Here is a 14,848-nt window from a genome sequence, read left to right as displayed (position 1 = left end):
GATCGTGAATGCGGTAAATCGCGTACTGAATTAGAGCGTGCTCGTGTTGGTTGGCTTTGGTACGATTCCCAACGGTTTCGAGAGGAATGGGGAGGTCAATGGCGGTTGCCACGAAGGTGTTGCTCATCGATGACAACGAGTTGGTGAGGACTGCGTTTGCACGCATCCTTTCGTTCGCGGGGTTCGAGGTCACGGAGGCCGAAGATGGCGAGAGCGGGATCGAGGCCTTTCGTGAGCGCCTGCCCGACGCCGTGCTGGTGGATCTGCGCATGCCGGGCATCGACGGCCTCGATGTTTTGTCTTGTCTGTCGCAAGAAGCGCCCGAGACGCCCGTGATTGTGGTCTCCGGAGAGGGAACCATGAACGACGCCTTGCAGGCGCTGCGGCTTGGCGCCTGGGACTACGTGACCAAGCCGCTCCTGCAGTCGGAGATCTTGGCGCAAACGGTGACGCGGGCTTTGGACAAAGCGCGCCTGCTGCGCGAAAACCGCGAACATCGCGCGAGGCTCGAGCAGCTGAACGCCCAGTTGGCCGTGGCGCTCGAGGAGCTGAAGGCCGATCAGGAGGCGGGCCGTCGTTTGCAGTTCCAGATGTTGCCTCCCGACAAGCTCGAGCTCGGCGCCTGGACGCTGAGCCGTCGCATCTTCCCCTCGCGGGTCCTGAGCGGCGACTTCGTCGACTACTTCAAGCTGGGACCGCGGTATGCGGGCCTCTACCTCATGGACGTTGCGGGGCACGGTGCGGCTTCGGCCTTCGTCACCGCCATGTTGACGGCGCTGGTCGCCAAGTATCGTGAGGCCTTCGCCCAGGGGGTGAGCGATCTCATCCTCGAACCCGATCGCCTGCTCGAGCAGCTCAGCCGTGACTTGCTGGGGCGGCACATCGACAAACACGCCACGATGTTTTACGGGGTGGTGGATCTCGAGACCGATACGCTCGTGTGGTCCAATGCAGGCCAATACCCGTTTCCGGCCGTGTTCGGCCGCCTGCACCCGCGTTTCTTGGAGATGCCCGGGCGGCCCCTGGGGTTGTTCTCCGACGCCCGCTACAGCCGCGCCGAGTTGCCCCTCGCCGACGTGGACCGGCTGTTGGTGGCCTCGGACGGTATCTTGGCAGGCGAAAAAGGTGTGGTCCCTGCGCGGCGACTCGAGGCCGTGCTCAAACTGGGCGCCAGCGCCGCCAACATCGACGCTCTGGCCTCCGCACTCGGTGTCGGGGCCGACACCCACGCCGAGGATGACATCACTCTGCTTTGCATGGAAAGGAGACCATCACATGGCTGATGGCCGCGTACTCTACGCACACGAGGGCCCGCTTCACGTGCTGCGCTACGTAGGGGAGATTCGCTACCCCTTGGCGCCTTCGGTGGATAAGTTCGTCAACCTCTTGCTCGCGAACGAGACCGTGGACGACTTGGTGGTGGACCTGAGCGAAACGGACTCGATCGACAGCACGAATTTGGGCGAGTTGGTCCGCATCGCGCAGCGGCTCCAGGAGCGAGGGAGCCACCGCCCGGTCATCATCTCCACGCAAGAGTCCATCCGCCAGCTGCTATGCAGCATGTGCCTGGATGAGATCTTCCAGATGACCGAAGCCCCCGCGCCCGAGGTGCCAACGAGCGAAGAGATCACGGACGGGGAGGCCCCGAACCGGGCCGAACTGGGCAGCGTGATGCTCGAAGCCCACCGGAGCCTCGCCGCCGTGGACAAGGTGAATCAGGAGCGCTTCTGCGATGTGATTGCCCTCATGGAACTCGAGGCCGGCGAGGTGAAGGGCCACTCCTGAAGGCGTGCCCGTCGCGCGTCAAGCGTCGTCGGTGCTGCGGAAGTCCTCGCCTTTGGCCACGGCCTTGACGATGTCCATCGCCGCCACGATGCCGGCAAGCTTGCCGTCGTCGGTGTACACCACGGCTTGGTGTACGTTGGACTCCACCATGCCTTGGGCCGCAGCCACGGCCGGATCATCCTCGTAAAGGCCGAGCACGTTGGGCGTCATGAGGTCTTCGACGAGGGCCTCTCCCTTGATCCAATCCTGGGGCTCGGGGTTCACGAGATCGCTCTTCGAAAGCACGCCGACCAGGCGGCCCTGCGCATCCCGCACCGGGGCGCTGTTGATGCTGCGCCGGGTGAGCGCCCAGGCTGCTTCGAGGGCGGACGCCTTGGCCTCCAACGTGAACACTTCCCTCGTCATGATGTCGCGGACCCGCAGCATGGTGAACACCTCCAGCGCCCCGCTATTTCAAGCAACGTGCCAGAAATACCTGCCCCCTGGGCAGCCAAGCGCGCAGAAGCTGCGCAGTCCGTGTGCAACACCGGTAAGGGGTGCATTCCCCTGCGGGCTCAGCCCTTGCGGGGGCGGCCCTGCGCCTCTTGCTCCGCCTTGACCTCTTCCATCGAGGTGCGCAACGTGCCGCCCGTGTCGGTGCGCTTGACGCCTTCGGGGCGTTCCCAGGGAATGTCCTCGAGCGGCTGATCGCCCTTGACCTCCCACAGGAAGCGGGCCGACAGAGGCACGCTCAGCATGAAGGACGCATCCTTGCGCCCAAGCGGGCGTTCGCGAAGGTCGTCACCCATCCAGGTGGTGAGCATCCAGCGTGACGAGTACCCGATGAACCACGAGTCCATGGTTTCACTGGACGTGCCCGTTTTGCCGGCGAACGGCAGCTGTGTGGCGCGCATGGCCGGGGCGTGGCCATTCGTGACCACCCGGCGCAGCAGCTGGGAGGTCAGCCAGGCCGTGCGCGGGGGGATCACCGGCTCGGGCGGGGCGGCCGTGGCCAGCGCCACCATGCGGTCGAGCCGCTCCGTGGGGCTGCTCATGGGGTCGCCAAGCTCGGTGTGATCCTCGAGCAGCCGACCCCGCCGATCGCGCACGCGGCGGATGTAGACAGGATCGGTGAGCACGCCGTTGCGGGCGAAGGCGGAGAATGCACGCGTGGACTCGTCGATGCGGGTGCACGAAGCGCCCAGGGCCAGCGCTTGGTCAGGAATGATTTTCGTGGTGAAGCCCAGCCGCCGCGCCCACGCCTCGGTGTCTTGGCCCCCCACCAACTTGAAGAGCTGCACCGAAGGCACGTTCTTCGACCAGATGAGCGCGTACTCGAGCGTCACCTGGTACTCGACGGTGTTGTTCAGGTTGGTCGGCGTCCAGACCTCGCCCGTGATGGGGTCCACCTCGGCACGGGGAATGTCATTGAGCAGGGACGCATAGCCGTACCCTTTGTCGAGCGCCAGCGAGTAGTAAATGGGCTTGTAGGTCGAGCCCGGCTGGCGGCAGGCCTGAACCACGCGGTTGAACTGAGACCTGTCCGCGTCGTGCCCTCCCACCATGCTGATCACGTAGCCGCTGCGGTGATCGTAGGCGAAGAGCGCCGCCTGGGCCTTGGGTTGCTGTTCGAGTTGGAGCTTTGGCGGCCCCTTGGGAGGTTTTTTGTCGCTCCAGGGGGCGAGGTAGCGGACCTCGTTCTTTTCGTCGTAACGCCAGTCGCCGAAGCGCTGCAGCTGGCTGGTATGCGCGTTTTTCACCCACACCACGTCGCCCTTGCGCAGCGGCACCGCGGTCTCCGGCAGTTCGAGATCGTTGTCGAAGTTGCGGGTGCTGTAGGGGAATGCCCAGGCAAAGCCCTCGCGGGGCAACTCGTAGACGCCAGCGCCCACGCGCACCTTCGCGCCCTTGGCGTTGGCTGACTCGACGAGGCCAAGGTAAAGCCGCCCCTCGGCGGGAGGGCTGTCACCGTAGCGTAAAGCCGCGCGCTGGCGGAACTCTTCGGCGTGCGGGTCCAGGAGCTGGGTCAGAGGGCCGCGGTAGCCCTGCCGCTTATCGAGCTTTCGGAGGGAGAAGTCGACGTTTTCTTGGGCGGCGGCATCGATCCACGGCACGAGCGTGGTCTCGACGTGCAAGCCGCCCCGCCACAGGGTCTCTTCGCCGTAGCGCGCGGCCAGATCGCGGCGGATGTGTTCGGCAAAGTAAGGGGAGCGTTCGTGAAAGATGTCGGGTTGGGCCCGGGTCACCACGGGGTGCGCCTTTTGCCGCGTGACCTCGGCGTCGTCCAAAAAGCCGGCGGCCGCCATGGCTTCGAGCACGTGATCGCGCCGCTCCCGCGCCAGCTCGGGGCGCAAGACAGGCGAAAAGCGGCTGGGCGCGCCTGCGAGCCCCGCGATGAGCGCCATATCGGCGATCTCGAGCTCGTCGAGGGACTTGTCGAACAAACGCCGCGCGGCCGCGGCTACACCGTATGCACCATGCCCCAGGAAGATCTGATTGAGGTAGAGCGTGAGGATCTCTTCCTTGCTGTTGTGAGCCTCGAGCCGGTGAGACAGGATCGCCTCGCGGATTTTCCGTGCGAGGGTGCGCTCGGGTGACAAAAAAGACTTGGCCACCTGCTGGGTGATGGTGGACCCGCCTTGGGCCACGCGGTCGGCGCGGAGGTTGGCAATCAGGGCGCGTGCGATGCCGCGGTAATCGAGGCCGCCGTGCTCGAAGAAGCGCCGGTCTTCCACGGCCATGAACGCATTGACGAGCGGCTGCGGGATGCGCGCGAGGGGAACGATCTCGCGGTATTCCTGGGCCCACTCGGCAAGAGGGGTTCCGTCCCACGCACGCACGGTGGTGGTGGCCGCGGCCTCTTGCTCGAAGCGGGACAGATCCGGCGTGGGAGGCAGCGTCGACGCGAAGTACAGGTAGGCTGCGCCCCCTGCCAAGACCGCCACCCCGCCCAGGCAGCACAGGCCGAAGGCGTAGAACTTGAACAGCCAGTAGACAAAGCCGCCGTCGGCCGGGTTGGTGAGCTCCACGCGGTCGTAGGGCGGGTCGGTATGCCGTCGCCAGGTCACTGAACACCGCAATCTATCATTCTCGGCGCGTCCGCGCAGAGGGGGCGGGATGATTCGGCCGCGTCACGAAACGAAACGGGGAGCCGTCGTCCGAGGGCTCCCCGTTTCCGTCGCCCCGGTGAGCGACGTGTCGTGACGAGAGGCGTTTAGCCGAGCGCGGCCAGGGCACCGTCGTAGTTCGGCTCTTGCGTGATCTCGGGAACCAACTCGGTGTAGAGCACCTTGTTGCTGGCGTCCAGCACCACCACGGCGCGTGCCGTCAGACCCTTGAGGGGTGTGTCCAGAAGCTCCACGCCCCAATCCTTGGCAAAGCCGCTACGGAAGGCCGAGAGGCTCACCACGTTGTTGATGCCTTCGGCCTCGCAAAAGCGCTTCTGTGCAAACGGCAGGTCCTTCGAGATCACCAGCACCACGGTGTCGTCGCGCCCTGCCGCCTTCTGATTGAAGGTGCGGGTCGACGTGGCACACACGCCCGTGTCGAGGCTGGGAACGATGTTCAGGATCTTCTTTTTGCCCTGGTACGCGTCGAGGGTGACCTCTTCGAGCGCGCGGCTGACGAGGGAAAGCGCCGGCGCGGCAGACCCCACCCCGGGAAGGTCCCCGGACGTCTGCGCCGGGTTCCCCTTGAACGTCACTTTAGCCATGGTGTCTCTCCTGTCGTGAATCGAAAAGTGGCTCTGTCCCGTGGAGGACAGAAGAAGAGGTAGACATACAAGGTTGGCTTCGGGGGCGCTACGACCTGTGGCTCTGCCGCCGAAAAGGCGATAGAAGGGCGCGGCTTACCCTGATGAACCCTGAACTTGTGCGGCCTGCGTTTCGGCGCCCGACACCTCGGTGGCTTCGCTCCGCGGAGCGAAGGCGGCGAACCTACGGGACGGGGAGGGGCGCATGAACCCGCTGGCCACTGCCGCGGGGCTCATGCTCTCCGTGGGTCCCTTCGTGCTGGTGCTTGCGCTTTGGGTTCACGAAGGCCTTGCGCGCGAGCCCTGGCAGCCCTTGGGAGTTGCGGCGGGCTTCGGCGCCGCGGCGCTTTCGCTCGCGGGGCTCGTGATGGCCCGTCGCCCGCATGCAGGTCGCTTGCTGGCCACGCTGGGTGTGGCGGCGGTGTTGACCGTCACGGCGCGCTTGTGGCTCACCCGTCCCGCGGCAGCCTTGCCCATCTTGCTCGTTGCCTTCGGACTGCTGAGCCACTTGTGGGTGTTTCCTGGCTTGGCGAAAACCACGAACCGCCTGTCACACGTGGAGACGCTGCGGGCTGCGCCCGTGCGCCGCAGCCGGGCGGCTGCCTGGTCCGCGCTGACCGTGTGGGGGCTCTATCTGGTAGGCGGCGTGGAACGGGCGCCATTTTGGCCTGTTTTGCTGTCGTTTGCGCTTTGTGGTTTCGTCACCTACCGGCTCTTGCGGCCCGCCAAAGCAGAGGGGCGCTGGCGGGTGCGCCTCTTCGGCGGCGTGCTGGCGGTGGCGGCGCTTGGGACCCTGGCGTGGAACCAGGGCCTCGCCACCTTGACCCTGGGAGCGGCCATTCCGGTGGCCGCGGGCTTGCTGGTGCCCGTCAAGGCCGCATCCGGGCTTGGACGCGCCGATTGGTGGGATCCCATCATGGAGCAGCCGGCCCGCATGCTGGTCTCCACCTTCCTCGCGTTGTGCGTGGTGGGCACCTTCATCCTGGCTTTGCCCGGCGCGAGCGCAACGGACCTATCGATAGGACTCTCCGACGCCGCCTTCACCGCCGTGAGCGCCGTGTGCGTGACCGGGCTTGCGGTGCTCGACACCTCTCGTGATTTCAGCTTCGCGGGCCAGCTTGCCATCCTCGTCTTGATGCAGCTCGGTGGGCTCGGCATCATGACCTTCTCCACGGCCGCTTTGCGCCTGCTGGGACGCCGCTTGAGCCTGCGGCACGAGGCCGCGATGGCCGAGTTGATGAGCGCGCAGGACAAAGGCCGCTTGTTCGGTTCGATTCGCAGGCTGATTCTGTTCACCTTCGTGGCGGAAGCGGTGGGCGCGTTTTTGCTTACGGCGCTGTTTTCCTCTCACGGAGACGCGCTGGGGACGGCCGCCTGGCGGGGCGTTTTTACCGCCATCTCTGCCTTCTGCAACGCGGGATTTGCGTTGCAGACCGACAGCCTGATCCCCTATCAAAGCGATCCCGCCGTGCTCTACACCGTGGGCGCGTTGATCGTGGCAGGGGGCTTGTCCCCGGGCTTGGCGCTGCACCTGCCCGACTACCTCCGCGGCCGTCGCACGAGTGCCCAGGCCCAGATCGTCTACGTCACCTCTGCGATCCTCTTGGTCGGGGGCGCCCTTTGGTACGGCGCCGTCGAGTGGGACAACTCGCTTTTGGGTCTTGGCTTTTGGGACAAGGTTCACAACGCCGTGTTTCAGTCCCTCACCTTGAGGACGGCGGGCTTCAACTCGGTGGACCTTGCACAGGTGCGCCCTGCGACTTTGTCCATGATGATGGTCTGGATGTTCATCGGGGGCAGCCCCGGGGGCACGGCGGGGGGGATCAAGACCACCACGGTGGGCGTGCTGGTGTTGGCGGTCCTCGCCACCGTGCGCGGCCGCGATTGGGTGCTTGCGCTCGGCAAACACATCCCTCATCGCACCGTGTTTCGGGCGGCGGCCGTGGCCACCGTGGCGGGGCTTGGCGTGCTGGGGGGGCTCGTGCTCTTGCAGCTCACCCAAAACATAGCGAGCGATCGGGCGGCCTTCGAGGTGGTTTCGGCCCTGGGCACGGTGGGGCTGTCGATTGGCGCCACGGGAATGCTCGATGGCATCGGCCGCGCGGTGATCATGCTCTGCATGTTCACAGGTCGCGTGGGCACCTTGACCTTGTTCATGATCTTGGGAACGGTGGCTCTGAGCGACCCGTGGCGGCGCCCCTCCGAAGACATCGAGGTAGGGTGAGCAAGAAGCGAACGAGAGCGTCAACGACACGAACGAAGTGAAAGCATGATCAAGCAAGCACTGGTGGTGGGTCTCGGGCAATTCGGCATGTCTTTGGCGCGCGCGCTGGCCACGCGGGGCGTGGAGGTCCTGGCCGTGGACCTGCGCGAAGAGCGTCTGCGGGTGGCGGCAAGCTTCGCCGACGAGACCGCCGCCTTCGACGCCACGGACGCCGACGCGCTGGCGCGAACCTCACCGGAGCGACGAGACGTGTGCGTATGTGCCATTGGCGACGAAGCCAAGGAGGCCTCGATCATCTGCACGGCGCTGCTGCGGCAGATGGGGGCTGAGCGGGTCATCGCCCGGGCGAATGACGACGTGCACGCTCGCATTTTGCGCCTGGTGGGGGCCCACGAGGTGGTCAATCCCGAGCGCGAGTTTGGTGAGCGATTCGCCACACGCATGGTCTACGATCGGGTCATTGGCGAACTGCCCCTTGGCGATGACCTGCTCGTCACGGAGCTGCGCCCGCCGGAGGCCTTCGTGGGCCGTTCGCTCAAGGATCTACAACTTCCCGCCAAGTACGCGATCACCGTGGTGGCGGTTCGTTACAAAGGCAAAGAGATGGTGCTGGCACCCGATCCCCTCCGCCCACTCGAAGCCGAAGACGTTTTGCTCGTGGTCTCGAAAGAGGGGGCCGTGGGCAAGGTCATGAAGAGGGACAGGGATTAGGGCCATGGAACTCAAACGCACCTTGCTGGCGGGCGTCTTCGGTCTCGTGGCGCTCAACATCCTGACGGCCTTCGGAGCGGTGGGCCTGCTCGTCCGCATGAGCCCCGTCATCGAGAAGATCCTGTCTGAGAACGTCGCCTCGCTCGAGGCTGTCGAGCGCATGTTCGAGGCCCTGGCGCTCGTGGATCCTGTGGCAGACGTGGGTGCTTCGCGGGACAGCTTCGACCGCGCCTTGCGGGCAGCGTGGGCCAACGTGACGGAACCCGAAGAGCGCCCCGCGCTCACACGGATCGAGCAGAAGAAAGTCGGTGCCTTCGCCGGCGATGCGGAGGCGCGGCGCGAAGTCGTGTTGGCGCTCGAGACGTTGTCGGCCATCAACCGAAGGGCCATGCGCGCGGCGGACGACGAAGCCAAGCGGCTCGGGCAGGCGGGCGCGTGGTTCGCCGTGATCTTGGCCCTGCTGAGCCTGGTCGCGAGCACCTTCTTGGCAAGGCGGCTCACGCGCAAACTGCTCGAGCCCCTGGATCAGCTCTACCAGGTGCTCGAGTCGTTTCGCACGGGAGAGCGACACCGCCGCTGCACGTCGGCCCGGGTGCCCCCGGAGTTTCGGGCCATCTTCGATTCGGTCAACGGCTTGCTCGACGAGCAAGGTCAGCCCCGCAAGCTCATCTGAGCGGCGGGGCCACGCCCCGGGTCAGGTTGCCTTCGCCGCGGGGAACACCACCTCGAAACGGCTGCCCCGGCGGGAGCCTACTCCTGGATGCTGGCTTTTTTGATGTAGTCGAGCTTCGGGAAGGCCTGGACCAAGTAGGCGTTGCCCTGCGTCTGGATCTGCGTTTGGTTCGGGGACTCGCCGTACTCGGACGTAATCTTCTCGACCACGTCCATGCCCTTCGTCACGCGCCCGAAGGGCGCGAAGCCCATGCTGTCGAGGAAGGCGTTGTCCTTCAGGTTGATGAACAGCTGGGTCGTGCGGGTGTTGGGCCCCGCGGTGGCGAAGACGAGGGTGCCCCGTGCGTTCGTCGTTTTGCCGGGATCGTCTTCGATGCGCGCCTCGCGCCAGGTGCTGTTGAGGGCCGGATCCCCGCTGAGGCCCCACTGCACGATGAAGTTCGGCACCACGCGAAAGAAGCGGGTCTCATCGTAAAAGCCGTGCTTCACCAGATTGAAGAAGCGGTCGGCGCCCTTCGGCGCCAAGCTGCGGTCGACCTCCACCTCGAAGGTGCCCGCGCTGGTCTCGAACACTGCCGTGAACTTGTCGGGGGCGGTCTCGGTCAGTTTATCCGGAGACAGCGAGCCCGTGGGCTCCGGGGACGGCGCCGCCGGAGGTTGGGGGGCCTCCGGAGTTGGGTTTTGAGGCAAGGGGGGAGGTTCGGGCGCTCCCGCCTTCTTGCAAGCGCCGAAGCAAAGGGGCAGGGCTAGCAGAGCCATGGCGTATCGCATGCCGGCAGGATACGTCACGGCCGGGGCCAGACAACCGTGAATCGCGCGGTCCCCAGGGCCGCGCCCCGGAGGCTCACCGGTGGCCGAGCCGCCGCCGCAAGGCCCACTCGAGGGACAAAAGACCCACGGCCAGGGCCAAGAGCGCGGGGTTGGCCCACAGCTCGATCGCCCTTTGTCGGCCCAGCCGCTCCTCCCGCAGAGGCTTGAGCGCAAAGGGGGCCACGCGGCCTTCCACGAACTGCCCACCCGTTCGTTGCGAGAGCTCCTGCAGCACGGTCTTGCGGGCCAGCACGTCTTCGAGCTCGCGGCCCTCGGGCCGCACCAGCAGCGTCTTTTCCTCTGCGAGGGCCCTTCCGTCGAGCGTGGCCTCCGCGCGCAAACGGTACGCACCGGACTCGAGCGCGTCGAAGTCGAGGTTCGCCTCACCGTCTCCGTTCGTGGTGACCTCGAAGCCGGCGAGGGGGGCCTCGTCGGGAGGTTGATTGGCGGGGCGGAGCTGCACGCTGACCTTGATGCCTCCGGCCCGTGTGTAGTCGGCATGCAACGTGCGCACACGGGCGGCGATCGGCTGGCCCTTGCGGTACTCGGCCTTGTCAAGCTCGAGCCGCAGCAGCGTGAGCGCGGGATCCCGCACCAACCAGCGGATGGCGTTCTCCCAGAAGGTCTGGAACGCCCGCCCATCGCCCTTGTTGCCGGCATCGACGAACCCCCACCTCCATGCCGAATCGGTGAGCAGCGCAAGCGTGCGCCCCTTGCCCGCGTCCGTCACCGCCAACACCGGCGCCGCGCCCCCTTCGAGCGTCTTGAGGCGTGGATGCTCCATGAGCACGCTGGCCCCGGGGCGCACCCGGGTCACGCGGTTCGTGCCCTCGAGCGCCGGCAAGCTTGCCCAGCGTTTTTCGTTGCCCCGTGGATCCAGGCTGAGCGATGTCACCGGGTGGCTTTGTCCTTCATTGGTCACCTTCGGCTTGAAGGGCTCCGGGTCGAACGCAGCGTCTCCGCTGAGCGGCACCCCTTCGAGCTCCACCGGCAGCACGTCGGCCAATGCGCTGCGGGCGTACTGGCCGCTGGCGAAGGAGAGATCGCCCCCGATCATCGCCAGCGCCCCGCCATTCGAGACGTAGTCCCGCACGCCTGGCAAAAAGGGCCCGACCTTGTAGGGACCATAGTTGAAGTTCTGGAAAATGAGCAGATCGAAGGAATCGAGCTGTTCGAAGAACACCTCGCGGTGAGGGAAGGGAATGAGCGACATCTCCCGCCGCTCGTCGAAGGGGCGCTCGTCGCGATCCGTTCGCAAGATGAAGAACGAGACCAGATCCACGTTGGGGTTGAGGCGAAGCAAAGATCGTACGAAGCGCTGATCCCACGAGGGGCGCCCGGCCACGTGCAAAACGCGGATGCGGTCTCGGATCACCTTCAGCGTGAACACCTGGTGGTTGTTTTCGGCCAGGGCTTCGCCCTGCAGAACCGGCGTGGCGATCTCGAAGACGAAGTTGCCGGGCTGCTGGGGTGTGAAGGGAAAGCTCACGCGCGTCTCGGCGTGATCGGCCGTCAGCTCCACCGTGCGCGCGTCCAAGAGCCGGCCATCCCGCGTGAGGGTCACCTCGACCTTGCGGCCGCCCAACCCGGCGTGCCGGACGATGGCCTCGAGCTTGATGGGGGTGCGCACGAACGCAAAGTCGTCGGCGAGCACCGTGGCGATCGAGAGGTCCTTGATGGAATTTTCACCCATCCACACGGTGTGCACCGGAACGCCCAGGGCCTGGATCGCGGCGGCGGTGTCCGCATCGAGCGGGCCCTTGCCGAGCCGTCCCGTGTCGACCCCGTCCGACACCACGATGAGGCCGCCCAGATCCCGCCCCGCATAGCGCCCCTGCAGCTCCGTGAGCGCTTCACCGAGCCGCGTGGCGTCTGCCGTGGGGGGGCGGGCCAGGCTGTCCAGGGTGGCCGGCGCAAGGGTCTCACCGAACGCATAGAGATCGATGCGGTGCCCGTTTGCCCGCCAGGTGTCGAAGAGGCCCTCGGCCTCGGCAAAGGCCTTCACCATTCGGTCATGTCGACTGCCCCCCCCTTTCGGAGGGCTCACCGTCATCGATCGTGACACGTCTGCGAGCAGCACGACGTGGTTGGGCACACGGGTGATCTTGCGTAGCTCGAGCGTGGGCTCGAGGGCCACGATGAGACAAGCCAAAATCGCGGCCCCCCGCAGCCCCAGCAGCCACCAGCGCTTGTCTTTGCGAGGGCCCCGCCACAAAGACAGCGCCGACACCACGAACGCCAACAGTGCCACCGCACACAGAACCCATACGAGCGAAAGGCTGAGATGCCCGCCCAGCGCCACGCGCCAGTCCTCGAACGTGGGCACTCTCATCTAGAAACGGGACCTTCGGGTGCGCAGGATGAACTCGATGTGAGCCTGCTCTTCCTTGTAGTCGAGGCACAGGGCGTACATGGTGAGGTTGACTGCAAAACGCAGGGCATGCTCTCTTTGCGTTTCCCCTCCCGGGATCACCTCGTGTTCGTAGCGCCCGAAGCCGTCCCGCGCGAGCGCACCACACAGATCGTTTTGGCTGTAGAGCACCACGATCCGCTTGTCGCGGGTGACGGCTTCCACATAGGGCGCCGCCATGATGCGGCCGGCGGGCGCGTGCAAGTTGTAGAACGTGCGCCACAGGACGTGGTCTTCGGGCACGCGCTCCGGTAAGTCGGTGGGCAAGAGCCGCGCGAGCAGCTTGCGAACGGACCCGTCGAAGCCGCCCCCGGCGCGCCCCTCGGCCGAATCCACGAAGAGAAACCCGCCGAAGGTGAGGAACCTGCGAAGCCGGGTCACCTCCGCGTCGGACGGCGGCGTGAACGCTTGGTCGCCACTCAAGACCAAGAGCGGGGCGTGGAAGAGCTCGGGATCCAGGGGGCGCAGCGCCGCGGGCTCGCTCGCGGGCTCCAAGCTGGTACGGGCCTCGAGCTCCCAGGACCAGCGTTTGAGCGCCGTGGGTCGCGGATCGGGAAGCCCCGGCAGCTGCAGCCGCACCAAGCGAAAGCGCGCCTGCCGTCCCGCCCCCCGGGCGCGTTGTGAGACAAGGCCCATGCCGGCCCCGGCCGCCAGCCCCGAGACCCCCCCGAGGAAACGCCGGCGCGGCAGGGACGCGCCCGTCATGGGGTGGGCAGGCGAGGGCGCGTCACTCACAGTGGAAAATCTCCCCGGCCCGGTCGATACTCGCCGCTGACATGGTCCGTTCTACGTCCTGTGCTGGCTTTCGATTGGTGTGCGCGGTGAGTATGGCCCTCGCGGCGGGCTTCGTCGCGTGTTTCCTGGCGCCGGTGTCCGCGTGGGCGCAGGACGGCAGCCCCGCGCCGCAGGAGGGGGTGCCGCCGCCCGCCGCCTCCGAAAGCAGCCTGACGCCGCTTTCCTCGTCCCCTTCGCCCACCTGGGGGCCCACCTACCATCACAAGGGCCAGCTGGGCTTGTCGCTGCTCGTGGGTTCGGGCTACCGGATGGTCGTGCCCTACGAAGAAAACATCGACTGCGGCGACGAGGAAAACGCCGACAAGCGCGTGTGCACGGCGCGCAGCCCCACCTTCGTCGACCTCGAGGCGTCTTACGGACTCAGCACCCGGCTCGACCTCGTGGTGGCCACCCGCCTGGGCATCGAAAAGGACTTCACGAGCACCCGGCAGTTCGCCCTGATGCCGGGACTTCGCATCTGGCTCGACCAAGACGAAGCCCTGAAGTTCTACACACTCGTTCAAGGTGTTTACGACAGCACCGACCAGCGAGGCACGGTCTCCCGCACGGACGTCGGCGCCCGCGTGGGCCTGGGCTTCATGTACGACCCCATCCGCAACATCGGCTTTTTCGCTCAGGTGGGGGCCACGTTTGGCTTCAAGCGTTGGTTTCGCATCGAAGCCGACCTGGGAGCGGGTGTACAGGTGCGCTTTCCCTGACGGTCGCGGGCGCGCCGGCAGATGAGGCGGCGCGGTCGGGGGCCCCGCCGGCCACTTGGTCTCTCTTACGCTTGCTCGTTGGCCGAGCGCTTCGGTGCGTGGGGGGGCGATGCCAAGCTGGCGGCCTTCTCGAGCGCCGCACAGCCGCGTCGTTCGGCGCGCCGTTGCTTCGCAATCTTGACCAGGACCACCACCGTCACCACCAGAAAGACCGCCAGGATGCCGTACTCCGAACGACGGGACCACGCGATGACGTGGTCGATGTGGTCACCGAAGGCGTAGGCGAGGTACACCAGCACGGGCACCGACACCAGGGCCGCGAGTCCGTCGTAGATGAGAAAGGTCGAGGGCCGGACGCGCAAACACCCGGCCGAAAAGAAGATCGAAAAACGTAGCCCTGGCAAAAACCGCGCGATGAAGATCACCTTGCTCCCGAACTTGCGGAAGTAGGCCCTCACGCGGCGCTGCTTGCGGGGGCTGAAGTGTTTCTGGGTCCGCTTCCAGCGCAGCACCGCCTGACCGAACCAGCGGCCCATGCTGAAGGCGAGCAGGTCGCCAAGAAGCACCGCCGCGAAACACAGCAGGAACACACGATGCACGTCCACCAGGCCCAGGTGGGCGAGGTAGCCAGCGGAGATGAGCGAGATGTCCTCCGGGATCGGAAGCCCCAGGCCGCAGAGCAGAAGGATTCCGCCCAACGTGAGGTAAACCGAACCGGAGGACAGCGAAGTCAGGTGGGCCAGAAACCAATCCATCAGACGTTCGGGCGTAGGTGGTGAACCTCACACGGCATAGCACGATCTCGAGCCGCCTGGCATCGAAACCCGGCGTGCCCCGTGAAGAATACGACCGGAGGTCGCGCGACCCTGCCGCCTTTCGGATTCGTCATCGGCTGACCCCGCCCCCGCTGGAGGCGTGACACAGCGCCCCTTTGGACGGCATCCACGCGCCCGCAGATGACCCGATGTCGTGCTTTCGGAAGCCAGGCCACGCCGCGATGTCGGCGTATTGAC

At 66.2% G+C, this 14,848-nt stretch carries 13 protein-coding genes; 6 read left to right on the top strand and 7 right to left on the bottom strand.

From position 1 onward, the window contains the following. Positions 1–98: 98 nt before the first annotated feature. Positions 99–1,283 carry a response regulator gene (locus KA712_11680; GenBank protein ID MCG5053612.1) on the top strand — a complete coding sequence of 395 codons (1,185 nt, stop codon included), beginning with the start codon at positions 99–101 and terminating at the stop codon, positions 1,281–1,283. Next, the gene (locus KA712_11675; protein MCG5053611.1) at positions 1,276–1,785 is read left to right on the top strand and encodes an STAS domain-containing protein; all 510 of its coding nucleotides are present in this window, start codon (positions 1,276–1,278) and stop codon (positions 1,783–1,785) included. The genes KA712_11680 and KA712_11675 overlap by 8 nt, the downstream gene beginning before the upstream one ends. An 18-nt stretch (positions 1,786–1,803) precedes the next feature. Here KA712_11675 and KA712_11670 read toward each other — a convergent pair whose 3' ends face one another. The 3 genes from KA712_11670 to tpx all read right to left on the bottom strand — a co-directional run bounded on the left by KA712_11670 (position 1,804) and on the right by tpx (position 5,476). Then, positions 1,804–2,211, bottom strand: coding sequence for a CBS domain-containing protein (locus tag KA712_11670; protein ID MCG5053610.1), 408 nt, complete (start codon positions 2,209–2,211; stop codon positions 1,804–1,806). 128 nt (positions 2,212–2,339) lie between these two features. After that, positions 2,340–4,832 carry a transglycosylase domain-containing protein gene (locus KA712_11665; GenBank protein MCG5053609.1) on the bottom strand — a complete coding sequence of 831 codons (2,493 nt, stop codon included), beginning with the start codon at positions 4,830–4,832 and terminating at the stop codon, positions 2,340–2,342. A 146-nt stretch (positions 4,833–4,978) separates the two neighbouring features. Beyond that, positions 4,979–5,476 (bottom strand): thiol peroxidase, encoded by a 498-nt coding sequence (tpx, locus tag KA712_11660; GenBank protein MCG5053608.1) that lies wholly within the window; start codon positions 5,474–5,476, stop codon positions 4,979–4,981. A gap of 244 nt (positions 5,477–5,720) precedes the next feature. On the opposite strand from tpx, the gene KA712_11655 reads away from it, so the two are divergent. Genes KA712_11655 through KA712_11645 form a run of 3 tightly spaced genes read left to right on the top strand, consistent with a single transcriptional unit; the run spans position 5,721 to position 9,123 of the window. Beyond that, entirely contained in the window at positions 5,721–7,739 is a 2,019-nt protein-coding gene (locus KA712_11655) for a hypothetical protein (protein MCG5053607.1), read from the top strand. 45 nt (positions 7,740–7,784) lie between these two features. Beyond that, complete coding sequence (locus KA712_11650; GenBank protein MCG5053606.1) at positions 7,785–8,450, top strand: TrkA family potassium uptake protein; 666 nt, start codon at positions 7,785–7,787, stop codon at positions 8,448–8,450. A gap of 4 nt (positions 8,451–8,454) precedes the next feature. Then, positions 8,455–9,123: a hypothetical protein gene (locus KA712_11645; protein ID MCG5053605.1), complete on the top strand. Its 669-nt coding sequence runs from the start codon at positions 8,455–8,457 to the stop codon at positions 9,121–9,123. Between the two features lie 77 nt (positions 9,124–9,200). Here the strand turns inward: KA712_11645 and KA712_11640 are convergent, their stop codons facing one another. From KA712_11640 to KA712_11630, 3 genes are all read right to left on the bottom strand, one after another. Next, the gene (locus tag KA712_11640; protein ID MCG5053604.1) at positions 9,201–9,893 is read right to left on the bottom strand and encodes a peptidylprolyl isomerase; all 693 of its coding nucleotides are present in this window, start codon (positions 9,891–9,893) and stop codon (positions 9,201–9,203) included. 73 nt (positions 9,894–9,966) lie between these two features. After that, positions 9,967–12,264 carry a glutamine amidotransferase gene (locus tag KA712_11635; GenBank protein MCG5053603.1) on the bottom strand — a complete coding sequence of 766 codons (2,298 nt, stop codon included), beginning with the start codon at positions 12,262–12,264 and terminating at the stop codon, positions 9,967–9,969. Next, positions 12,265–13,077, bottom strand: a complete 813-nt coding sequence (locus tag KA712_11630) for a DUF4159 domain-containing protein (GenBank protein ID MCG5053602.1) — start codon at positions 13,075–13,077, stop codon at positions 12,265–12,267. A gap of 86 nt (positions 13,078–13,163) precedes the next feature. On the opposite strand from KA712_11630, the gene KA712_11625 reads away from it, so the two are divergent. Next, a complete protein-coding gene (locus tag KA712_11625) occupies positions 13,164–13,835 on the top strand; it encodes a hypothetical protein (protein ID MCG5053601.1) in 672 nt (223 codons plus the stop codon). A gap of 65 nt (positions 13,836–13,900) precedes the next feature. Here KA712_11625 and KA712_11620 read toward each other — a convergent pair whose 3' ends face one another. Then, positions 13,901–14,590 carry a DedA family protein gene (locus tag KA712_11620; protein MCG5053600.1) on the bottom strand — a complete coding sequence of 230 codons (690 nt, stop codon included), beginning with the start codon at positions 14,588–14,590 and terminating at the stop codon, positions 13,901–13,903. Positions 14,591–14,848 lie beyond the last annotated feature (258 nt).

The sequence above is a fragment of the Myxococcales bacterium genome (assembly GCA_022184915.1).
Classification (GTDB): domain Bacteria; phylum Myxococcota_A; class Polyangia; order Fen-1088; family Fen-1088; genus JAGTJU01.
This window is presented reverse-complemented; position numbering and strand designations above follow the sequence as displayed.